At 63.7% G+C, this 23,994-nt stretch carries 11 protein-coding genes and 1 pseudogene; 9 read left to right on the forward strand and 3 right to left on the reverse strand.

Annotation, left to right across the window (positions count from 1 at the left end; all coding sequences use genetic code 11):
* Positions 1 to 233: 233 nt before the first annotated feature.
* The 9 genes from C6W91_RS10025 (at position 234) to C6W91_RS10065 (ending at position 20,857) form a co-directional block, all read left to right on the forward strand.
* Positions 234 to 1,697: a hypothetical protein gene (locus tag C6W91_RS10025; protein WP_274832057.1), complete on the forward strand. Its 1,464-nt coding sequence runs from the start codon at positions 234 to 236 to the stop codon at positions 1,695 to 1,697.
* A 356-nt stretch (positions 1,698 to 2,053) separates the two neighbouring features.
* A complete protein-coding gene (locus C6W91_RS10030) occupies positions 2,054 to 8,575 on the forward strand; it encodes a beta-ketoacyl synthase N-terminal-like domain-containing protein (RefSeq protein ID WP_370570782.1) in 6,522 nt (2,173 codons plus the stop codon).
* A gap of 6 nt (positions 8,576 to 8,581) precedes the next feature.
* Positions 8,582 to 9,613, forward strand: coding sequence for a glycosyltransferase family 2 protein (locus tag C6W91_RS10035; protein ID WP_274867607.1), 1,032 nt, complete (start codon positions 8,582 to 8,584; stop codon positions 9,611 to 9,613).
* Positions 9,610 to 14,199 carry a MupA/Atu3671 family FMN-dependent luciferase-like monooxygenase gene (locus C6W91_RS10040; protein WP_370570783.1) on the forward strand — a complete coding sequence of 1,530 codons (4,590 nt, stop codon included), beginning with the start codon at positions 9,610 to 9,612 and terminating at the stop codon, positions 14,197 to 14,199. The genes C6W91_RS10035 and C6W91_RS10040 overlap by 4 nt, the downstream gene beginning before the upstream one ends.
* Positions 14,196 to 14,915 carry a 4'-phosphopantetheinyl transferase gene (locus C6W91_RS10045; RefSeq protein ID WP_274867610.1) on the forward strand — a complete coding sequence of 240 codons (720 nt, stop codon included), beginning with the start codon at positions 14,196 to 14,198 and terminating at the stop codon, positions 14,913 to 14,915. The genes C6W91_RS10040 and C6W91_RS10045 overlap by 4 nt, the downstream gene beginning before the upstream one ends.
* A gap of 3 nt (positions 14,916 to 14,918) precedes the next feature.
* Positions 14,919 to 15,851 (forward strand): hypothetical protein, encoded by a 933-nt coding sequence (locus tag C6W91_RS10050; protein ID WP_274867612.1) that lies wholly within the window; start codon positions 14,919 to 14,921, stop codon positions 15,849 to 15,851.
* Entirely contained in the window at positions 15,848 to 18,367 is a 2,520-nt protein-coding gene (locus C6W91_RS10055) for a hypothetical protein (RefSeq protein WP_274867613.1), read from the forward strand. Before C6W91_RS10050 ends, C6W91_RS10055 begins: the two co-directional genes overlap by 4 nt.
* Positions 18,364 to 19,194, forward strand: coding sequence for a glycosyltransferase family 2 protein (locus C6W91_RS10060; protein ID WP_274867614.1), 831 nt, complete (start codon positions 18,364 to 18,366; stop codon positions 19,192 to 19,194). Before C6W91_RS10055 ends, C6W91_RS10060 begins: the two co-directional genes overlap by 4 nt.
* Before the next feature lie 295 nt (positions 19,195 to 19,489).
* Positions 19,490 to 20,857, forward strand: coding sequence for an oligosaccharide flippase family protein (locus tag C6W91_RS10065; RefSeq protein ID WP_274867615.1), 1,368 nt, complete (start codon positions 19,490 to 19,492; stop codon positions 20,855 to 20,857).
* A 93-nt stretch (positions 20,858 to 20,950) separates the two neighbouring features.
* Here the strand turns inward: C6W91_RS10065 and C6W91_RS10070 are convergent, their stop codons facing one another.
* From C6W91_RS10070 to C6W91_RS10080, 3 genes and pseudogenes are all read right to left on the reverse strand, one after another.
* Positions 20,951 to 22,195 carry a DUF874 domain-containing protein gene (locus C6W91_RS10070; RefSeq protein WP_274867616.1) on the reverse strand — a complete coding sequence of 415 codons (1,245 nt, stop codon included), beginning with the start codon at positions 22,193 to 22,195 and terminating at the stop codon, positions 20,951 to 20,953.
* Positions 22,196 to 22,306: 111 nt separating this feature from the next.
* Positions 22,307 to 23,170, reverse strand: coding sequence for a CpsD/CapB family tyrosine-protein kinase (locus tag C6W91_RS10075; RefSeq protein ID WP_274867617.1), 864 nt, complete (start codon positions 23,168 to 23,170; stop codon positions 22,307 to 22,309).
* Between the two features lie 193 nt (positions 23,171 to 23,363).
* Positions 23,364 to 23,930 (reverse strand): annotated as a pseudogene (locus tag C6W91_RS10080) (sugar transferase); the annotation flags it as partial.
* Positions 23,931 to 23,994: the final 64 nt, after the last annotated feature.

Below are 23,994 nucleotides of genomic sequence, written 5' to 3' on the forward strand. Positions count from 1 at the left end.
AACCCTGCCTATAAATCCAGTCTGCAAAGGACTGATTACCCGTCTGCCCGCGTCTGGACCAGTCCGGCAGGGGTGCGCATAGGTAAACGTGGCATTGTTGCCATCCGTTTACCCGATTTCGCATTTCAGCGGGACACGAGGTGCAAGTTTACGTAAACTTTGACAGGTAAGGTCTATAAAACAGGCCATTACTGATCGTTTGTGATCGTCACCATCGAGAGTCCCGAACGCCGATGCCCAACGCCCTGGCCAATATGATGCTGCTGATCTGGCCGCTGGTCAGCCTGCTGCTGTTCCTGCGGCTGCCGCTGGAACGGGCAATCCTGTGGTGTTTTATCGGTGGCTATCTTGTGCTGCCGCCCCTGGCCGAGTTCGACCTGCCGCTGGTACCGGACATGGACAAGTTCACGATCCCTTCGGTCGTCGCTTTTGGCCTCTGCGTCTGGCTGTTGCGCAAGCCAGTGCCGCTGTGGCCGCGCCATCCGCTGGCTCGTGCGCTGACAATCCTGTTTGTCCTATGCGTCATCCCTACGGTCATGACGAATAAAGATCCCGTTCTGTTTCAGGTGCTTGAAGGGGCCGGCCCGATCGTCTTTCTGACCGATATGCTACCGGGACTGCGCTGGCGTGATCTGGGATCAGTGATCATCAATCAGATCATAGTGCTGATGCCGTTTTTGCTGGCCCGACGCTATCTGTCCTGCGAAGCGGGACAGAAGGAACTGCTGCTGGCCCTCTGCCTTGCCGGTCTGGCCTATAGTATTCCGTCGCTGTTCGAGATCCGCTTGAGTCCCCAGCTCAACATCTGGATCTATGGATTTTTCCAGCACGATTTCGGCCAGATGATGCGGCAGGGCGGATTTCGTCCCATCGTGTTCCTGCCGCATGCGCTGTGGCTGGCCTTCTTCATCTTTTCCTCCATTGTTGCAGCTGTCGCACTTGCCCGGGCCGCACAGGAGCGGGAACGGACCAAATTCGCCCTCGCCGCTGTCTATCTCTTTGGGGTGCTCTACCTGTGCAAGAGCCTGGCTTCGCTTGCCTACGGGCTTTCCATCGTGCCGGTTGTGGCCCTGGCCCCGGCCCGCTGGCAAATGCGTCTGGCGATGGTAATTGCGGTGATCGCGGTGACCTATCCGATGCTGCGCAACCAGGGTCTTATTCCAACCGACGCCATTCTGGCACAGGCAGAGGCAATCAGCACCGAGCGGGCACAGTCCCTAGGTTACCGGTTCCACAACGAGGCGATGATGCTGGAGCGGGCCGCCGAAAAGCCCTGGTTCGGCTGGGGGGGCTGGGGGCGCAATCTGGTGCGCGACATGGAAACCGGCCGGATCATATCGGTGCCCGACGGGCGCTGGATCATCACTTTCGGCGCATTTGGCTGGCTGGGTTACATTGCCGAAATGGGCATGCTGACCTTGCCGATTTTTCTCCTCGCTTGGGAAATGCGCCGCCACCGGGGCCACGCGTTCTCCCCCTATGCAACACCGATCGCCCTGATCCTAGCCGCCACATTGGCCGATATGCTGTTGAATGACACACTCATCCCGATCACCTGGCTTTGTGCAGGCTCTGTGCTGGGATATGCCGAACGCCTGCGCAATCCGGACGTATTTCGTAGTAAGCGCAGCCTGTTTGACCGACAGCAAGCCATTGGAACGTCGGAACAGGCTCCGGGGCCACGCAGTGTCTTGTGACAGACGCTTTGCAAGCTTTTGCCCTTGCTGCCTCATTTTTATCGCGTTTCCGGCGTAATTGATCACCATCCGTCCATAGCTTGGCCGCATATGGCGATCACTCTGGCCTTGGGCAATCAGGATTTCGGGTGTCATGTTTCCGAGGTTTTGACTGAATTCGGCCCAGCCACGTTTTGGTTCACGATACCTCTGCACCCGCTTTCCCGGGGGCTTTTCCTATTTCGGAACAGAGGTTAACCGGGCGCGACAAGGGGTTGAAGGGATTGACAAAAGACGACCGGCCCGTTCCACTTTCACGGCGCTGCGGGTTTCGGTTCAGGGTTGATGCGTAAGACGCGTAAAAGGTGAAGACTAAGTTGGGAAACAAAGACGAGAGCCAAACACGCGCCGACGCCTACTCCGGTGACATCGCCATCATCGGACTGTCCGTCTGCCTGCCTGGCGCCGAATCCGCTGCGGCGTTCTGGCGCAACCTGCGTGACGGCATTGAATCCATCGAGGTGCTGGACGAGGCGAGCCTGCTGGAAGCCGGTGAACGCACCTCTATTCTCAGCGATCCCAACTATGTGCCTGCCGCCGCGCGTCTTGAGGGCTATGACGAATTCGATGCCGATTTCTTTGGCTTCAGCCCCAAGGAAGCCGCCATTCTGGATCCCCAGCACCGAAAGTTCCTTGAGGTCGCCTGGGGCGCCATGGAGGATGCTGGCCACCCGCCCGAAAGCCTGGATGAGCCCATCGGTGTCTATGCGGGCTGCGGCATGGGCAGCTATTTCTATTTCAACATCTGCTCGAACCCGGCCCTGGTGGACGAGGTTGGCATGTTCCTGCTGCGCCACACCGGCAACGACAAGGACTTCCTGTCGACCCGCGTCAGCCATGTCTTTGATCTGAAAGGGCCATCGGTCAACATTCAGACCGCCTGCTCGACTTCTCTGGTGGCGGTGCACTACGCCTGCAAGGCGCTGCGCGAAGGGGAATGCGGCATGGCGCTGGCAGGCGGCGTCACCATCGAGCTGCCGCAGGGGCGTGGATACCTATACAAGGAAAACGAGATCCTGTCGCCGGACGGCCATTGTCATGCTTTTGACCACCGGGCGCAGGGAACCGTCTTCGGCTCTGGCGCTGGGGCGGTGGCGCTCAGACGGCTGGAGGATGCCATCGCCGATGGCGACCATATCTGGGCCGTGATCAAGGGCTCCGCGATCAACAACGACGGCGCCGACAAGGCTGGCTATCTCGCGCCTTCGGTCGGAGGACAGGCCACTGCCGTACGCAAAGCGCTGGCGGCAGCGGATGTGGCGGCTGAGACCATCGACTATGTGGAATGCCACGGCACCGGCACCTACCTAGGGGATCCAATCGAGGTCACCGCCCTCACAGAAGCCTACCGCGACAGCACCGAGGAAAGCGGGTTTTGCCGCATCGGCTCGGTCAAGACCAACATCGGCCATCTCGATACGGCCGCAGGGGTCGCTGGGCTGGCCAAGACCGCGCTGGCGCTGAAACATCAGCAGATCCCGGCCTCGCTGGGCTACGAGGCGCCGAACCCTGCCATCGATTTCGACGGTTCACCGTTCAAGGTCAACGCCGCTCTCAGCGACTGGCAGTCCAATTCCGGGCCGAGACGTGCCGCGGTGAACGCGCTGGGGGTTGGCGGCACCAACGCCCATGTCATTTTGGAGGAAGCGCCAGACCGCGGCGCCTCCGACGAAAGCGATTTCCCCTTCCATGTGCTCTGCATCTCGGGCCGGTCCAAGGCGGCGCTTGACGACAACAGCGCCGCGCTGGCCGCGTGGCTGCGCCAGAACCCCGAGGTGGATCTGGCCGATGTGGCCTATACTTTGAAGGAAGGGCGGCGCGGTTTTGCCAAGCGTCGGGTGCTGGTGGCCGAAACCGCAAGCGAGGCCGCCGATCTGCTAGAGGCTGGCGATCCACGCAAGGTCTTTACACACGACCATCTGGGCGATGCGCCCGAGGTCGTCTTCATGTTCCCGGGCGGCGGTGCACAATACGCGGGCATGGCGCGCGACCTTTACGAGACCGAACCGGTCTTTGCCGATTGGATGGACCGGGGGATTGATCACCTCCAAGCCAGCCTCTACTATGACATCCGCGCTCTGTGGCTGCCCGAAGAGGGGCAGGAGGAGGCCGCGAATGCAGCCCTACAAAAGCCCTCGGTGCAGCTGCCGCTAATCATGATCGTGGAATACGCGCTGGCGCAGCTCTGGATCAGCTGGGGCGTGCGCCCCGCTGCGCTGGTCGGCCATTCCATGGGCGAAAACACCGCCGCCTGTCTGGCCGGGGTGATCTCATTCGAGGATTGCATCGATCTGGTGCTCTTGCGCGGTCGGCTCTTTGACACCGTGCCCGCGGGCGGCATGCTGTCCGTCTCCCTGCCGCTGGCCGAGGTGGAGGCACTGGTCGGTGACGATCTCGATATCGCCAGCGTCAACGCGCCGCGCCTGACCGCAGTTTCCGGTCCGCAGGCCGCGCTGGACCGGCTGGCAAAGGACCTGAGCGCACGCGACATCGACCATCAGCGGATCCAGATCGATATTGCGGCCCATTCGCGGATGCTGGACGGGATCCTTGAGCAATATGGCGCCTTCCTGCGCGGTTTGAACCTGTCGGCGCCGCAGATCCCGGTGATGTCCAACCGCAGCGGCGCCCAGCTCACACCAGAGCAGGCCACCGACCCCGACTATTGGGTCAGCCAGCTGCGCGGCACTGTGCAATTTGGCGCCTGCATCGACAGCTTGGCCGAGGTGCCGGGCCGCATCTATCTGGAGGTCGGCCCGGGCAAGGCGCTCAGCGCGCTGGCGCAGATGGCCCCGGCGGTCGCCCCCGGACAGGCGCTCAGCTCACTGCGCCATCCCGAACAGGATGTGATGGATGATGCCTATTTCTTTGGCGTGATCGGACGGCTCTGGGCCTGCGGGTATGACGCCGATTGGGATCAGATCTGGGGCGAGGCAAAGCGCCATCGCCTGCCGCTGCCCACTTATGCCTTTCAGCGCAGCCGCTATTTCATCGAACCCGGCACCGCCGCGCAGGTCGAAGAGGCCCCGCTGCCCGCTCGCCACGAAGACATCGACAACTGGGGCTACCGTGCGGCCTGGCGCCCGCGCCTTGCCGATTGCGCGCTGGATGTGGACACCGAACTGGATCAGGACCCGCAATGCTGGCTGATCTTCGAAGACGACATCGGCCTTGCCTCTCAGGTGGCGGACAGGCTGGTGGCGGCAGGGCACGCCGTGGTGCGCCTGCGCACCGGGGATACCTATGCGCAGCTATCGCCGACCTCTTACATCTTGGCGCCCGAACAGGGCCGCGCGGGCTATGCTGCACTGCTGGCGGATCTGGCCCGGACCGAGATGCTGCCAACCCGGATTGCGCATTTCTGGCTAGCGACCGAAGGCGAGACCTTCCGCCCCGGCAGCTCCTTCTTTGACCGCAATCTGGAAACCGGGTTTTACGCCCTGACCGCGCTGGCGCAGGAGCTTGGCAGCGCCGATCTGCCCCAGCCGCCGCACATCACCGTCTTCACCACCGGCGCTGTGCAGTTGCGGGACGAGGCCTTGCCGGATCCGGAAAAGGCGATGATCGCCGGTCCTGCCCGGGTGATCCCACGCGAATTGCCTGGATTCTCCTGCGCCACGGTGGACATCGAACTTCCCCGCGCAGAAACAGGTCTGCTGGCCCGGATCAAGGGCGCAGCGGCACCAGATATCTCCTCTCGCCTGCTTGAGGAACTTCTGGCCGAGCCGACTAGCACAGCCGCTGCCTGGCGCGGTGAAAAACGTTATGAGCTGGACTGGCGCCCGGTCGCGCTGCCGCAGGCCGAGCTGCCCACCTTCAAACAGGGGGGCACCTATCTGATCACCGGTGGCTATGGTGGCATTGGCCTCTCAATTGCCCGGCACCTGCTGGAGGAATACGCCGCAAATGTTGTCCTGATTTCGCGCGAGGGCCTGCCCGAGCGCGGCGGATGGGCGCAATATCTGCGTAGTCACAGCCCCGCCAACCGCACCGCCACGCGCATCCGCGCGGTCGAGGCCCTGGAGGAGATCGGCAAGGGCGCGGTGCTGCCGCTGGCCGCCGATGTCTGCAACTCCGGCCAGATGCGCGCCGCGCTGAAGGCCGCCGAGGACCGCTTTGGCCCCCTCACCGGGGTGATCCATGGCGCGGGCAATATAGATGACGGGCCATTGCTGGCGAAATCAGACGAACAGATCGCCAAGGTCCTGGCACCCAAGGTCAGCGGGTTGCGGGTACTGGACAGCCTGTTCCCCGATGGCAGCCTTGATCTGATGGTGCTGTTCTCCTCATCCTCGACGGTGACGGGACCGGTGGGACAGGTGGATTACATCGCCGCCAACGAATACCTCAACGCCTGGGCGGCGCATCGCCGGGGCGGCAAGACCCGTGTCGTGGCGGTGGATTGGGGCGTCTGGGCCGATACCGGCATGGCTTCCGAAGCGATGGCCGCGCGGCAAGGCAGTGACGGCCCCTCGGACCCTGTGCCCTGCGCACAGGCCCTGCTGGACAGCGAAGGATTTGATGGCAGCGGCAACCGGATCTACCGCACCCGACTGGATGCAGCCCAACACTGGCTGCTGAATGAACACCGCACCGCCGATGGCACCGCAGTGATGCCCGGCACCGGTTACATCGAACTGGCTGCAGAGGCGATGACGGCCCTTGGCATGGCCGAGGATGGCGCGCTTCCGGCCTTTGAACTGCACGACCTTTACTTCCTGCGCCCGCTTGTGGTCGCCGATGACAGCCCGGCAGATCTGCTGATCCGGCTGCTGGCCGAGGAAGACGGCTACGCGCTGTCCTTCTACACCGCCAGCGGCGAAGGCTATGCCCTGCATGCCGAGGCCAAGGTGACATTTGCCGAGGCGCAGAGCCCGGCGGCGCCGGTTGATCTCAACGCTCTTGCCGCCCGCTGCCCGTCGCAGACCGAAACCGATGGCGCGCGGCTGAAATCCCCGCAGGAGGCCAACCTGCTTTTTGGCCCGCGCTGGCATGTGCTGCAGCGCATGGCCTTTGGGAGTGGCGAAGGGATCGCGACACTGCAACTGGCCGATGCGGCCAAATCCGACGGGGCGCTTTTGCACCCGGGTCTGCTGGATCTGGCGACTGGCTGGGCCATCGCGCTGGCGCCGGGCTATAGCTCTGACCACCTTTGGGTGCCCCTGTCGTACCGGGCAATCCGCATCCATGCGCCACTGACCGAGACAATCCACAGCCACATGCGCCTGTCCGCGCAAGCCGCCGACGCCGCTGGCGAAGGGACCGCCGTATTCGACGTGACGCTCTGCGATGATACAGGGCGGGTTCTGGTCGAGATCGAAGGCTTCCGCATGCAGCGGATGACGCAGGCTCTGGCTCCCGCTGCAACTGCGGCGGCTGATGTCAGCGCCGCCGGTATTGCCATGGGCAAAGGTGGCAGCGCTCAGCCCCTGTCGCCCGAGGAACGCCGCCTTCACCACAATATCGCAAACGGCATCCGCGCCGAAGACGGGGGCGAGGCCCTGACGCGCGCCCTTGCCGTGGCAACCTCCGGCGGCCTGTCGCAGGTCGTGGTCTCGGCTCTTGATCTGCCTGCCCTGATCGAACAGGCCAAGATGACCAGTTCCGAGGCCCCATCGGACAGCCAGAGCTTTGAGCGCCCGCAGCTCGACACTGACTACGTGGCGCCGGAAAACGCGGTTGAGGAGGTCCTGGCGGGATATTTCCAGACACTTCTGGGGGTGGGCGAGGTCGGCACCCGCGACAGCTTCTTCGATCTGGGTGGGCATTCCCTGATCGCGGTGCGGCTGTTTGCCCAGATCAAGCGGGATTTTGGCGTCGAGTTCCCCCTGTCAGTCCTCTTCGAAGCCCCAAGCGTTGCTGATCTGGCGACCAGGATTATCGCCCGAACAGGCGGCGGCGTGACCACCGAAGGCAGCGCGCAGTCCCCGGCCACTACCGATGACGCAGGGCCAGAACCCTTTACCCATCTGGTCAAGCTTCACGCCGGAGATGGCACCGGGCGGCGCCCTTTCTTCCTTGTGGCCGGTATGTTTGGCAACGTGCTGAACCTGCGGCATCTGGCCCAGATGCTGGGCAGCGACCGCCCGGTCTACGGCCTTCAGGCGCGCGGGTTGATCGGGGACGTCGCGCCACACGACAACATTGGCGAGGCCGCCGCCGATTACCTGCACGAGGTGCGGCAGATCCAGCCGCAGGGCCCCTATCTTCTGGGCGGTTTCTCGGGCGGTGGCATCACGGCCTATGAAATGGCGCAGCAGCTGAAGGCTGCCGGAGAGGAAACCGCCGCGCTGGTCCTGCTCGACACACCGCTGCCGGTGCGCCCACCGCTGAGCCGACAGGACAAGGCGCTGATCAAACTGCAGGAGTTGCGCCGCAAGGGACCGTCCTATCTGGCGGAATGGGCGCGCAACCGCGTTGCCTGGGAGATCGCAAAACGCCAACGCCGCCAAGGCAGCAACGATTCAGGCGCCGCGCCTGCCTTTAACAACCGGCAGATCGAAATGGGCTTCCGCGCCGCTGTTGCCAGCTATGAATTGCAGCCCTGGGACGGCGCCATGTCGCTGTTCCGTCCGCCACTGGACCAGCACTGGCAGGTCTCGGGGGGCAATTGGGTCAGCGCCGAGCGGGAGTATGTCTTTGACGACAACGACTGGACCCGCTGGGCGCCGGAAATCGAGGTGATCGAAGTGCCCGGTGACCACGACAGCATGGTGCTGGTACCAAACGTCAGCGTTCTGGCGGCTGAGGTCAAAGCGCGGCTGGACCGGGCCGAGGCTGGCTATACTGCGCCAGCACCGGAGCATGCCCGGCAAGTGCGCAATCAGGCGGCGGAGTAGATGTCCATGGCCCCTCCCCCACAGTCCCAAAGCGACAGCGTTCTGACCATCATCCTGAACTACCGCACCCCGCAGATGACGCTGCAGGCGGCAGAGGCAGCGCTGGCGGAAATGGAAGATCTGCCCGGCGCCGTGGTGATCGTGGAAAACGGATCGGGCGATAACTCGTGGGAAGAGTTGCAAGCAGGCGCCACCAGCCGGGGCTGGCTGGACAGCGGCAAACTGCGGCTGATCCGTTCGCCCGTCAACGGTGGCTTTGGCGCGGGCATGAACATCGGCATGGAGGCCGGTCTGCCCGACGGCAGCGAGCCGGGGTTCTATTACCTGCTGAACTCCGATGCCTTCGTGGAGGGCACGACGATTTCCCGGCTGCGGGATTTTCTCCTTTCCAGCCCCGGTGCTGGCCTCGCCGGATCCTTTGTGCATGGCACGGATGATGCGCCCCACCGCACCGCCTTCCGCTTCCCCTCGATCGCGGGAGAGTTCGAAATGGCCGCCCGCACCGGTATCGTGACGCGGCTCCTATCCCATGCGGTGGTGGCAATGGACATGCCCGAGCAGGAGACCCAGGTCGACTGGACCGCCGGCGCCAGCCTGATGATCCGCCGCGAAGTGATCGAGGATATCGGTGGCTTTGACGAAAGTTTTTTCCTCTATTTCGAGGAAACGGATCTGTGCAAACGCGCCGCGCAGGCCGGATGGCGCACGCATTACGTGCCAACCAGCACCGTGGCGCATCTCGGCTCGGCCTCGACCGGGATGAAGTCCTGGGACCGCACACCGACCTACTGGTTTGATTCCCGCATGCACTATTTCGTCAAGACGCACGGGGTGATCTACGCCGCCCTCGCCACCTTGGCGCGCGTCCTCGGCTGCGGCCTTTATGGGCTGCGGCGACTGATCCAGAAAAAGCCAGCCGCGGATGCGCCGCATTTCCTGCGCGACCTGCTGACCCACGCGCTGCGGTCGGCGATCCGCCCCAAGACAGCAATACGTGAAACGCGCCCTCACAGTCATGTTCCGGAGGAACAGAAATGAGCCAATTTTCCTCAGTCATCATCGGCAATGAATCCCTCGCGGTGGGATGCGGCGATGCGCTGCTGGCGCGCGGGCATCAAATCTCTGCCGTCGTGTCGCAGGATGATGGTATTCGCAGCTGGGCCGAAAAACACGGAATCCCATTGCACGCCAGCCCGGATACGCTGACCGAAGACTTTGACTGGCTGCTCTCCATTGCCAACCTGCGGGTCATTCCCGACCGGGTGCTGACGCTGGCCGCCAAGGGCGCGGTGAACTTTCACGACGGGCCGCTGCCACGTTACGCCGGCCTCAACGCGCCGAACTGGGCGCTGATTGAGGGCGCCGACAGCTATGGCATCACCTGGCACATGATCGAAGGCGGCATCGACGAAGGCGATATCCTCGCCCAGCGCCTGTTCGATGTGGCAACGGATGACACCGCCTTCAGCCTCAACTCCAAATGCTATGCCGCCGCGATGGACAGCTTTGGCACGGTGATAGACCAGCTGGAGGCAGGCACACTCAACCGCCAGCCACAGGACCTGAGCCAGCGCAGTTATTACGCCCGCAGCGACCGGCCCGCGGCAGGCGCGCTGATCGATTTCACCGCCCCGGCGGCGGCGATCACCCGTGTGGTGCGCGCGCTTGATTTTGGCGGCTACTGGAACCCGCTTTGCGCCGCGAAATGCGCCCTTGGCGAGAATATCCTACTGGTCGGCAGCGCAGAGGCGGTCGAGGGTGCAGGTGCGCCCGGCGGTGTGATCGCGGTCAGCAAGGACAGCCTGACCGTGGCCTGCGGCGATGGCGCGGTGCGGCTCAGCGGTCTGACCGATCCTGCGGGGCGCAAACTGGCGCCCGCCGACCTGTGCAAGCCCGGCGATGCGATCCCGATCCTGAGTGACGCGGAAAGGCACGCGATTACCGAAGCCCTTGCCAAGACACAGAAAGGCGAAAGCCATTGGCGCCGCGCGCTGGCGGCCATGCGCCCGGTCGCCGTTCCCCTTGCTGAACCAACCGGCAACAGCGGCCTCACCCGCCGTCCCATTGCAGCACCGGATGGCCTGACAGAGACACAGGTCGCCGCCGCAGTCCTGACCTGGGCCCTGCGCAGCGCGGGGGAAGAGGTCGCCGATATTGCCCTCAGCCTTGAGACCATGACACCGCTGGCGGGGCTTGTCTCTGGCTGGGTTCCGGTGCAGGGACAGCGTGACGACACCCTCGCGGATCTGCAGAGCCGCGTCGCCAAAGAGATTAAAAAGGCCCGCGCGACAGGCGGGTTTGCCGAGGATTTGATTGCCCGCGCGCCGGAACTGGCACCGCAAGCACAGCCCGGCATTGGTTTGTCCATGGGACGGGATGCAGCTCTGCCAGGCTGCGTCGCCACCGTGTCATGGGCGGATGGGGTGCTTGCGCTCCATGTGGATGGCGCCCAGCTGACAGCAAAGGCCGCGGAGCTGCTCGCCGCGCGGCTGGAGCTGCTGCTGGGCGCCATTTCCGCCCCGGATCATGCAAATAGCCCTCTTGCTGATCTGCCGGTCCTGCCCGAGGATGAGCGCCGGGTGCTGCTCAGCGACTGGAACCAGACAGCCGCAGACACGGGCCCGGATCAGACCATCCACGCCGCATTTGCCGCGCAGGTGTCCCGCACACCCGAGGCCACGGCGCTGGTGTTCGAGGATCAGAGCCTCAGCTACGCAGACCTCAATGCCCGCGCCAACGGGGTTGCGGCCAGGCTACGGGACATGGGCGTCAAACCCGGCAGCCATGTAGGGATCTACGTCTCCCGCAGCCCGGATCTGGTGGTGGCCGCCCTTGCGGTGATGAAGGCAGGTGGCGCCTATGTGCCGCTCGATCCCGCTTACCCTGCGGATCGGATTGCCCATTTCATCAAGGACAGCGGCGCCGATGTCATCGTGACGCAAGACGCCCTGCGCGACAGCCTGCCCGCCTCAAGCGCGCAACTGCTGGTACTGGATGGCGCGGATGCCCCCGCCCCGAGTGTCGCGCCTGTCGATGGCGGCGCCACCGGACAGGATCTGGCCTATGTGATCTATACCTCCGGCTCTACCGGCCTGCCCAAGGGGGTGATGGTGCGCCACGCCAATGTGGCGAATTTCTTTGCCGCCATGGATGCGCGCATTCCCCATCAGCCCGGCGATGCCTGGCTCGCGGTGACCAGCCTCTCCTTTGATATCTCGGTGCTGGAGCTGTTCTGGACCCTCGCGCGCGGCTTCAAACTGGTGCTCTCCAGCGATGAAAGCCGCCTGCAGTTATCCAACGGGCCAATTGCCATCTCGGACCGGAAGATGGACTTCAACCTCTTCTACTGGGGCAATGATGATGGCCCCGGCCCACGCAAATACAACCTGCTGCTGGAGGGCGCGAAATTTGCCGATCAGCACGGCTTTAACGCGGTCTGGACGCCCGAGCGGCACTTTCACGCCTTTGGCGGTCCCTACCCGAACCCCTCGGTCACCGGGGCAGCCGTCGCGGCGGTGACGCAGAATATCGGTGTGCGCTCGGGCTCTTGCGTGGCGCCGCTGCACCATCCCGCCCGCATCGCCGAGGAATGGGCGGTGATCGACAACCTGACGGCGGGGCGCGCCGGTATCGGTTTTGCCGCAGGCTGGCAACCGGATGATTTCATCCTGCGCCCCGAGAATACGCCTCCGGCCAACAAACCGGCGATGTACGAAGCCATCGAAACCGTGCGCAAACTCTGGCGCGGCGAAGAGGTCGCCTTCCCGCGCAAGGATGGCGGCACCCATGCGGTGCTCACTCAGCCCCGCCCCGTGTCCAGCGAACTGCCGGTCTGGGTCACTACGGCTGGCAACCCCGACACCTGGCGCGAGGCAGGCGAGATCGGCGCCAATGTCCTGACCCACCTTCTGGGGCAAAGCATTGATGAGGTCGCGGGCAAGATCCGCATCTACCACGACGCCCTGCGCGGCGCCGGGCATGATCCGGCGGAGTTCACCGTAACGCTGATGCTGCACACCTATCTGGCCGACAGCCGCGAGGATGCCCGTCAGACCGCGCGCGAGCCGATGAAGGATTACCTGCGCTCTGCCGCTGGTCTGATCAAGCAATACGCCTGGGCCTTCCCCGCCTTTAAGAAACCCAAAGGCGTCAATAATCCCTTTGAAATGGATCTTGGCATCCTGTCCGAGGAAGAACTGGATGCGATCCTCGACTTTGCGTTTGAGCGCTATTTCGAGGACTCAGGCCTGTTCGGCACCGTGCAGGATGGCGTCGCCCGGGTCGAACAACTGAAGCGCATCGGCGTGGACGAGATTGCCTGCCTCATCGACTATGGAATCGCGCCTGACGTGGTGCTCGAGGGGCTGAAACCTCTGGCCGAGGTGCTGCGCCTGTCCAACGCCCCGCAAGAATTGGCCACGGACGACTTTTCACTTGCGGCGCAGATCCTGCGCCATGACGTCAGCCATATGCAATGTACGCCCTCCATGGCGCGAATGATGGTGCAGAACGATGAGGCCCGCATGGTGCTGCCACATCTGCAGCACCTTCTGGTCGGTGGCGAAGCGCTGCCCGGCGATCTGGCCGGTGATCTGCGCGAGGCTGGACCCGGGCAGATCCACAACATGTACGGGCCGACCGAAACTACCATCTGGTCGACCATGCAAACCCTTGATGGCGTCCCGGCAGGCGTTGCCGATATCGGCGGGCCCATCGCCAATACCCAAGTTTACGTGCTGGATGCTGCGGGCGCGCCGCAGCCCATCGGTGCACCGGGGGAGTTGTTCATCGCCGGACACGGGGTGACCGCAGGTTACTGGCAACGGCCCGAACTGACAGCGGAGCGGTTTGTCCCCGATCCCTTTGGCGGCGGGTTGATGTATCGCACCGGCGATCTGGTGCGCTGGCGCGCGGATGGGCGGCTCGATTTCCTGGGACGGACCGACCATCAGGTGAAGATCCGCGGCCAACGTATTGAACTTGGAGAGATTGAAGCGGCCCTGGCCGTCCAGCCCGGCGTCACCGGCGCGGTTGTCATGCCGCGCAAGATCGGCGCGGGGGAACAACTGGTCGGCTATATCACCACCTCTGCTCCGGTGCAGGAGGCTGCGTTGAAACAGGCGCTTTCGGCCCGGCTGGCCGAGGTGATGGTACCATCGCATATCGTGACGCTGGATGCGTTTCCACTGACCCCCAACAAGAAGATCGACCGCAAGGCGCTGCCGGATCCAAAACCGGCGCGGGTTGCCGCACCCACCGCAGTGACCCCTCCCAAGGGCGGCGCGCAGGGCAAGATCGCCGCGATCTGGGGGCAGATTCTTGGTCTCGATGGGATCGGCGCGCAGGACAATTTCTTTGTCCTTGGCGGTCACTCCCTGCTGGCGGTGCAGGCGCACCGGGACATCCGCACGGCGCTGGAGGTGCCGAAACTGTCGATCACCGACATCTTCCGCTTCCCGACGCTGGCCGGTTTGGCCGCCCATATCGAAGGGCTTGCAGGCGGCGCGGAATCGCCGGATGATCCGGCCGATGCAGAACAGGCCGCCGTAGCCGAGGCGGCCAAATCGGAAACCATGTCGAAACGGCGGGCGATGCGCGCCAGCCGCAAAGCCCGGACCGGATGATAACTGACAGCCCCGCCCCCCTTGATCAGACAACCGATGCGCGGCTGGCTCTGGTCCGGCCGCTCTTTGGCGCGGGCATATCGCTGGGGGCGGCCAACCCGCTGGGGGCGCTGCCCGATCCCTTCCCGCAGGAGCGCGCCTGCCTGTCGCCCAGCGCCGTGGAGAAACGCCGCCGCGAATTTGCCGCCGGGCGGGCGGCTGCGCACCGGGCGATGCAGGATCTTGGCCGGGCGCCCTGCCCCATCGTGATTGCCAAATCCCGCGCGCCCATCTGGCCCACAGGGCTGACCGGATCGATCACCCATACCCACAGCTGCGCCCTTGCCGCCGTGACCTCGACACAGACCCGGCGCGCCATTGGCATCGACGTCGAGGAAGACACGCCCCTGAAAGACGACCTGCGCCCGGCGATCTGCTCTACCCGCGAACAGGATTGGCTGAGCTCGCAGGACAACCCCGGCCAGATGGCCAAGCTGATCTTCTCCGCCAAGGAAGCCGCCTATAAGTGCCAGTATACTGTCAGTGAACAGTTTTTCGGCTTTGACGGCATGGAATTGGAAATCGAACCAGAAGACGTGTGCGAAACGGTCCGGCGCGGACGTTTCATAGCCGCCTTCACCGTCGACCGCCCGCCGTTTCGCACTGGCGCCCGGATCAACGGCGCCTATGTCATCGGGGAAGGTATCATTTTCACCGCAGCAAGCCTGGAGGCGTGAGCAATGGGAAAACGATCTCTGCTTCTGGCGTTGACGACCTGCCTGCACGGGATTTGGGCCAGCCTGCCCCTGCAGGCCGCGCCGTTTCCGTTGCCGGTGCTGACCCCACCAGAGCAGCCAATGAAGGTCTATCACCTTGGCCACTCTCTGGTTGGCCCCGTGATGCCGCATATGCTGGCGCAGCTTGCCCCCAAGGGGCACAGCTGGAATAGCCAGCTCGGGTCGGGCACATCGCTAAAGCAGCACTGGGAGCCGGAGGAGACGATCCTTCATTTCGATCTGGTGAATCAGGCCCCCATCTGGCGCGACGCCAAAGAGGCCATCGGTTCTGGCGATTATGATGCGGTGGTGCTGACAGAAATGGTCGAGCTGCGCGACGCGGTGAAGTATTTCGGCTCCGCCAAATACATGCGCCGCTGGGCCGCGCTGGCCCGTGATGCTTCGCCTGACACGCGGATCTATCTTTATGAGACCTGGCATCACCTTGATGACCCGGACGGCTGGCAGGCGCGCATCGCAAGCGATCTGGACCGGCTCTGGCTGGGCAAGGTGCTCGGATCAGACACGCGTCGCAATCCCAAACGCCCGGTCTACCTGATCCCCGCCGGACAGGTCATGGCCGCTGTCGCACGGGCCATTGATGCAGGCCAGATCGACGGGCTGAGCGATGTTTCGGATCTTTTCGCCAAGACACCGGAAGGCGCACAGGACACTATTCATATCAATGACTTGGGCACATACATTGTCGCCCTCGCCCACTATGCCGTGCTCTATCACCGCTCCCCTGTTGGCCTGCCGCACCAGCTGTCGCGTCCGGATGGAGAGGCAGCGACGGCGCTGTCACCGGCCGCTGCCGAGACGGTGCAGCAAATCGTCTGGCAGGTGGTGACAGGGATCCCCCGCACGGGTCTCTCTGACGCAGGCCAGAACGGATGAACCTTGAAACACTGATCACCTCGGTCCTGATGGTGGGCCATTCGCTGTTTGGCCAGGACAATCCCGCCATGCTGGAACAGCTGTTGCGCCAGTCCAGTAGTAGTGCCACCGTCGAAGCGCAGATCATCAATGGCGCGCCGCTCAGCTACAACTGGGAGCACGGCGACAGCGCCGAAGGGGTGAACGCCCGCGAGCGGCTCCAGACCCCAGTCGACGCGGTGATCCTCACCGAGGGCCTTCCGCTGGCCAATCACCTGAAATGGAGCAATACCGAAGAGACCGTCACCCGCTATTACCAGCTGGCCAAGGATGCCAATCCGGCTGCCGCGGTCTATCTGCAGGAAACCTGGCACAGCCTCAGCAGCGGAACCGGCACCGAGGTGCCGTTTGACGAAGGCGCCGATATCGCCTGGCGTGACCGGCTGGAGCAGGACCTGCCCCGCTGGCAGGCTGTGGTCGATGAAGTCAACGACAGCGTCGGTGGTGATATGCGCCTACTTCCCGCCGGGCAGGCCATGGCGCGTCTGGACGATGCCATCCGGGCCGGAACGGTGCCGGGCCTCACCGAGATTTCCGAAGTCTTTTCCGATGACATCCACCCAAATGCCACCGGGTTCTACTATATCAGCGCGCTGCAATATGCGGTTCTGACCGGACACAGCCCAATGGGCCTGCCGCACCGGCTGAAGGATCGTTGGGGCAAAGCCTATCCGGCGCCTGCGCCCGCACTGGCCCGGCGGCTGCAGGAGATCGCCTGGGCCGCGGCCCAAGGCGAGGAGGTGCGCACCGCCGCCCTGCCGCCCGACCCGCCGCCGCTGCCCTCCGACCCCGCTGCGCCACGCCTGAATGAGGAGGTTGCGGCCTCTGCCCCCGCGCCGGAAATCACCGCAAAGGGACCGCCGCGCCAGCCGATCGCCATGAACCTGATGGAGGTCGCCGACTGGAGCCCGCAGGCGCCCTTCCTTGACCATTTCAAAACCGCCCGCCCGTGGATCGGCCACCTGCCTGGGCGCTGGGGCGGTGTCGGCCATGACGATCTTGCCGCTGCAGGCTATCTGGATCCGCAAGGCTGGCCCACCGCCATGCCGCCTGAGCTTGGCTCCATCGGCACCGTCATTCTGACCGATCTGCCCGCCTCGGCGCACTCGCTTGCCGGGCGTTATATGCTGCGTTTTGACGGCTCCGGCATTGTCGAGGTCTCTGGCCGCGCCGAAAACGTCCGCTATGGCAAGGGCAAGGTCACCTTTGACTATACCCCCGGCCCCGGTCCGGTCGAAATCCGCATTCAGCGTACTGGGCGCGGGGCGGACTATGTCCGCAATATCACCGTGGTGCGCGCCGATCAGCTGCAGGCCTATGAAGATGGCGCCCTGTTCAACCCACTCTGGCTCGACATGCTGGATGGGTTTGACGTGCTGCGCTTTATGGACTGGATGCAAACCAATGATTCCGAACAGGTTGGCTGGGAAGACCGCCCGGAGGTCTCCGATTACACCTGGGCGCGCAAGGGCGTTCCGGCCGAGATCCTGCTGGCGCTGGCCAATACGCTGGGCGCCGATCCCTGGTTCAACATGCCCCATATGGCCGACGACAGCTATCTGCGCAATTTCGCCCAGCTGGTGGATGGCGGCCTGGACGAGGATCTACGTGCCTATGTGGAATACTCCAACGAGGTCTGGAACTGGCAATTTGCACAGGCCCAATGGGCCGACGAGCAGGCCCGCAGCCTCTGGGGCGGCAGTGACCTCTGGATGCAGTTCTACGGCGGGCGGGCTGCGGAAATGTCGCGGATCTGGACCGATGTCTTTGGCGCAGACGCCGACCAGCAACTGGTGCGGGTGATTTCAAGTCAGACCGGCTGGCCGGGCCTTGAGGAACAGGTGCTGAACGCACCGCTCTGGGTGGCCGGGGCGCCAGACCGCCTGCCCCCGGCGCGCTATTTCGATGCCTATGCGATCACCGGCTATTTCGGCGGCACGCTTGGCCTGCGCGACAACGCCCCCATGGTGCGCGCCTGGATCGCCGACAGCCGCGACCGGGCCCGCTCTGCCGCCGCCGATCTGGGGCTGCAGGGCGCCGAGGCTGCGGCCTATATCGAGGCGCATCAGTACGATGTGGCAACGGCGCAGGCTATGCTCGAAATCGAGGATGGCCTCCTCAGCGAGGACGGCAATGGCGCTATGGCCGGTTTTCTGGACAAGGAGCTGCCCTATCACAAATCCGTCGCCGACGAATACGAGCTGGACCTAATCATGTACGAGGGCGGCAGCCATGTGGTGGGTGTCGGCCAGATGGTCGAGGACGCAGAGCTGACCGGCTTTTTCACCCACTTTAATTACACCGAAGAAATGGCCGCGCTTTATACGAAGATGCTGACCGGCTGGGCCGAGCATGGCGGCACCCTGTTCGCGGCCTATGCCGATGTGGCTGTGCCCGGCAAATGGGGCAGCTGGGGTGCGCGGCGCACGCTCAGCGACGACAACCCGCGTTGGCGGGTGCTGGAGGCGGTGAAATGACACCGCTGATATCCGTGCTGATCCCGGCCCATAACGAGGCGGCGTATATCCGCCCCTGTCTTGAGGCGCTTTTTGCCTCTGATCCGTTGCCCGGCTCGGCCGAGGTTCTGGTGCTGGCCAATGGCTGCACCGATGACACCGCTGAAATTGCCCGTTCTGTCACCCTTTCCCAAGGCTGGAGCCGCAAGGTGATCGACCTCCCGCAGGGGGGCAAGCTGGCGGCGCTCAACGCTGGAGATGCCCGTGCAAAGGGCGCTGTGCTGGTCTATCTTGATGCCGATGTCACGGTTACCCCGCCTCTCTTGGCGCAACTGGCAGGGGCTCTGACGCCGGAGCGACCGCGTTATGCCAGTGGCAGCCCCCGTGTCGCTCCGGCCCGCTCTTCCCTGACCCGCGCCTATGGGCAATTCTGGTCCAAACTGCCCTTTGTTACGGATGGCGCCCCCGGTTTTGGTCTTTTCGCTATGACCCGTACCGGGCGTGAGCGCTGGCAGGCTTGGCCCGACATCATCTCGGACGACACATTCGCACGGTTGTCCTTTGCCCCTGCCGAGCGCTTTCGTGTGCCCGCCCGCTATGACTGGCCGATGGTCGAAGGCTTTGCCAATCTTGTGCGGGTGCGCAGGCGGCAGAATGTCGGCGTCGAGGAAATCGCCGAGCGATTTCCGCATCTGTTGGAAAACGATGACAAACGCAGCCTCGGCGCATCGGGTCTGATGCGTCTCTTCCTGCGCGCCCCGCTGGGGTTTGCCGCCTATGCGCTGGTCAGCCTGACGATAAAGACACCACTGTTCAGGACCAAGACACGCTGGGCCAGAGGTCGCTAGGCCTCCTGACGCCTGCGAACTGACGCCACCGCGCCGCGCTTGCGCGGCGCCAGGCCCAACCGTCGCACACGCGGCTCTGCCGTGGGCAAGATGGGCGGGAGCGCGCCGTTGGCAGCAGATGTTGCCACCGTCGCGCTGCTTCACTGCCTGTCACGACGGCGCATCAATCATTGCCCAGCCAACGGATTGTCGCAAGCAACTGCCGGGTTTCGTGCTTAGGCAGCGCCGAAAGTTGCATGTCGATTGACGCGCCGCGCCACCCTGCCTAGCGTGCAGAAAACCATCAGGAGGTCAGATGCTTAAGCAAGCCGCGCTGTTTTCCGGCCAGGGTCTGCTGGCGCGGGTGCTGCGCTCGGCCTCCTGGCTGATGATCGGCTATGGCGGCAGCCAGGCACTGCGGCTTGGCGCCAATCTGATCCTGGCCCGGCTGCTGTTCCCCGAGGCCTTTGGCCTGATGGCACTGGTCAGCGTGGTGACCGTTGGCCTTTCCCTGTTTTCCGATGTCGGGATCGGCCCGTCCATTGCGCAGAATGAACGCGGCGATGATCCCGACTTTCTCAACACCGCCTGGACCATTCAAGTTGTCCGCGGGTTCGGTCTCTGGGGGATGACTCTGCTGCTGGCCTGGCCTGTTTCCTGGCTCTATCAGGCCCCGGATCTGCTGCTCTACTTGCCGATCGCCGGCATTGGCCTCGCCATCGCGGGCTTCAACCCGACCCGCATCGAAACTGCGCACCGGCACTTGCTGGTCGGGCGCCTCACTGCACTGGATCTCGCGGCGCAGGCCCTTGGCATCGGCGCTATGGTGCTTTTGGCATGGGCAACCGGATCGGTTCTGGCGCTGGTTCTGGGCGGGGTCATTCAGGCCGCGGCGAAACTGGCGCTGACCCATTTCGGCCTGCCAGGGCAGACAAACCGGTTTCGCTGGGAACCCCGCGCCGCGCAGGAGCTGATCCGCTTTGGTAAGTGGATATTCCTCTCCACGGCCTTCTGGTTCCTGACCTCGCAGGGGGACCGGGCCATTCTGGGCCGCTTTGTGCCGCTGGATGTGCTGGGCGTTTATAATATCGGCTACTTTCTAGCGAGTTTCCCGATGCTGCTGGGCCATGCGGTAAACCAGAGGCTGATGATTCCGGTCTACCGCGACAAGCCCGCCGATGGGCCGCCGGAAAACCGGCGCAAACACCGGCTGCTGCGCGCAGGTCTGAGCGCCGTGATCCTGTCGCTGCTGTTGATCATGGCGTGGATCGGCCCCTGGCTGACAGAGCTGCTCTATGATGCGCGCTATCAGCAGGCGGGTGCGATGATCGTGCTGATCTCACTGGCGCTAGCCCCGGCCGTCATCACCATGACCTACGATCAGGCCGCATTGGCCGCCGGAGACAGCCGGGCGTTCTTTGTCTTCACCGCCAGCCGCGCCCTGCTGCAAACAGCACTTTTCTTACTCGGCACCTACTGGTTCGGGTTGCCCGGCGGTATTGCAGCGCTGGGATTGGCGATGCTCGGCGCCTATCCGGTGCTGATCTGGCTGGCCCTCCGACACGGCGCCTGGGATCCCCTGCACGATCTGGTCTCTGGCTTTCTGGTTGTTCTGGTCGGAGGCAGCGCCCTTTGGTGGCATCAAGATGCGGTGCTGACCCTGATCAAGGCGCTAGCCCCCTGATCCACCGCCTGCCCTACAGCCGCCCCTGCGGCAGGACAACTGGGACTGCACGCCCGGCTTTTGGTCGTGACGGTCCCCTCACAAGGCAAACGATCAGCTGCGCCGCCCTTTGCCTGAGCGCCGTTTTCCGCCGGGGGACTTCATTTCCGGAATGGTGACAACCGGCATTAGCCCAGTTTCCCGCTTCATCTGCGCGACCGAGCGCAGCACCGGCTTTCGTAACTCCAGAAGGAAGGCAATCACCAAAGCGGCGAGCAGGCTGGCGGCGGCGCCCAAAAGCGCCGTGCGCTTGCGTCCCCCGGTTACCGGGTAATCGGGTAAGGCAGCTGGTTCCAGCACTGTCAACCGCTCGGACTGGCGCGCGGTTTCCAAACGGAATCCGATCTCTGCCTCGTTGCGGCGAGCACGGGTCGTCTCCAGTTCGCTCTGCAGCTGTTGCAGCCTGCGGTCATAGGCAGCGAGCTGACGCTCGACCTCAGGAGAGGTTTCTAGTGACGCTTCGATTTCTGCCTTGCGCCGGGTTAGAAGATCGCGCTGCGCGGTCAGGGTAGCAAGCTGCTCTTCGAATTCTTCAAGCATGCGCTGCGCTGTTGCCGGGCGTTCATTGGACATCGCCTGATCTGCCGCCCGACGGATCTGGATCTGCTCCCGGTCAATATCCAGCAGCGCCTCGTTCAGCGTGGCGATTTCCCCTTGGCGGATTTCCAACGCCCCCGGCTGAGCAACGTCGTGCTCGGTCCGGTAGGAGGCGATCTCATCGTCCAGCGCCGCCAGTTCCTTGGCCACGGCCGTTTCCTTTGCGGTAAAGAAATTCAACGTTTCTCGCGCCTGCTCGATACGGGTACTGACGCTGAGCTCGATCGTCCGGCGCCCAAATTCCGCTGCAACCGCCTGGGCCTGTTCAGGGCTGGGCATGCGGGCGGTGATGGTCAAAACAGCGATGGTCCCATCATCGGCGAAGCCTTCGCGCACCGCAGCTACCCCGGTAATCGAGACGTTTTCGCGCACCAGCGTAACCAGGTCCGAAGGTCTAAGGTCCGGCATATCGGCATATAGATCGAACGCCTCGACAATCTCCAGTACAGAGCTGCGCGCCATCAGCCGCTGTTCGATCAGCTGCATGCGACGCGCGGTGGATCCTTCGACCGTTGATTTGGCCAGATCATCCGCGATTGTCGGCTGTGCGACCTGGATGACCTCGGAGCTTTCGTAGAAATGCTGTTGGCGAGCCGCCAGGAACAGCGACACCAGACTGCCCAGAACGGCAATCGCAAGGATCACCAACGCACGGCGGCGCAGCATGTCCAGAAGATCCGGCAAGGAGTAGATAGGACCCATTCAACATCTCTTGGTTTGCCGCGGTCGCGCCGCTGGGCAGATTAACGTGCAAAGTGTGCTGTGCCATACACACCATGGCAAGCAGGCAAAACTTTGACCGGTTGGCGGAAGTTATGCGACAGGACCGATGTCGGCGGTCGCGCGCCCTCGGTTCAGGACCACCCCCAACAACGGCGCGTTTCCATTGAGGATCCTCTCGCAAGCGGCCAGATGCGCCGCCGTTGTCTGCGTCCCGTCCGAGATCACCAGCACCCCGTCGACCTGCGGCAGGAAGGCCGCCGCATCATCGTACTCCAGCATCGGTGGCAGGTCGAAGACAACCGTTTCCGGGTCGAGGTCCGCCACCATGTGGTCCAGTACCGCGGCGCTACGGCTGTCATGCAGGATTTCTGCCGCGTTCAGGTCCGGCGTCGCGTTCAACCCGACCGCGAGCGTATCGAGCGGGCGCACCAGCGCCTCTTCTACAGGGCGGGTGCCGGACAGGAAGGACGCCATGTCGCCCGCCGCCACCAGCCCCATCGCTGGGCCCACCCCAGGGCTGCGAAAGTTGAGATCCATCAAGATGGTCCGGCTGGACGGCACCCGCGCCAGGCTAAGCGCCAGATTGACCGCACAGAATGTGGCTCCACAGCCCCCGGTGGGCGCAGTGACCGCAACCCGGTTCCAGCCGCGGACCTTCAAGGTTTGCAACAGCCGCGTGCGCAGCAGATCAAAGGCGCGCCCGGCCGGGTCGGTCCGCACGGCTGAAGCCAGCGGCGCACCATCACGGCCCCCCCGGTCAGGATCAAAGGAGATTCTGGCCAACCGTTCCCATGGGCTTGGCAAGGTGGTGGGGAGGATTTCGGCAGGTTCGGACTGCAGGCCGGGTGGTACGTTCTCCAGCACAGCCTCATCCGGTTCCGGGCGCACCTGTTCCTGCACCTCGGGCTGAACCTGTGCGCGCCGCCGAAACTTCTTAAAACCCTGTTGCGTCATGCCTTGCTCATATTGTCATCACAGCCTTGCCACGTGGCCGCAGCTTTGCCAACTTCAGGATCATATCAACTTGCCCCTGCGAAAGAAGCCCGCAACGCGCCTTGCTCCGGCCATGGCCGCAGGGCAGCGCCCGCACCAATAATGAGATGCACGGCGCGGGTCCTCTTCGCGACTGCATTGAACCAGACAGGGATTAATATCCTGTACCTTTCAGAACCACGCCGATAGTACGCCAGATCAGACCGATGTCACAGCCAAGGCTTAGCGCGCGACAGTATTCGGAATCCGCGGCAGCGCGAAAGGCAAAGGTGCTTTCGTTGCGAGCCGACACCTGCCACAGCCCCGTCAAACCGGGTTTGAGATCAAAATAGTCGCGCGGATCACCGTAAATCGCCAGCTGCTCGGGCATCATCGGACGCGGACCCACAAGGCTCATCTCGCCTTTCACCACGTTCCACAGCTGCGGAAGCTCATCCATGGAGGTGACTCGTAGGATACGGCCAACACGGGTGATGCGGGGATCGTTCTTCAGTTTCTGCGTTGCGTCCCATTCCCGCCGCAAGGCCGGGTCCCGCGCAAGGTATTCGGCCAGACGGGCATCCGCATCCCGCACCATGGTGCGTAATTTCAAGATTCGGAAGCGTCTGCCATTCCGGCCCAGGCGCTCCTGCGTGTAAAACGGGCTGCCCCCTTCAAGTGCAAGCGCCAGCGCGCAGAACAACACGACAGGCAGAGTGACAGGCAAGGATAATAGGGTTATACCCGGAGTCACTGAAGACCCGAGATTTGAAGGGTTGACGTGCAAGAAGGTGGCGATTCAGTTA

The organism is Phaeobacter sp. SYSU ZJ3003 (assembly GCF_041300735.1).
Taxonomy (GTDB): domain Bacteria; phylum Pseudomonadota; class Alphaproteobacteria; order Rhodobacterales; family Rhodobacteraceae; genus Phycobacter; species Phycobacter gallaeciensis_A.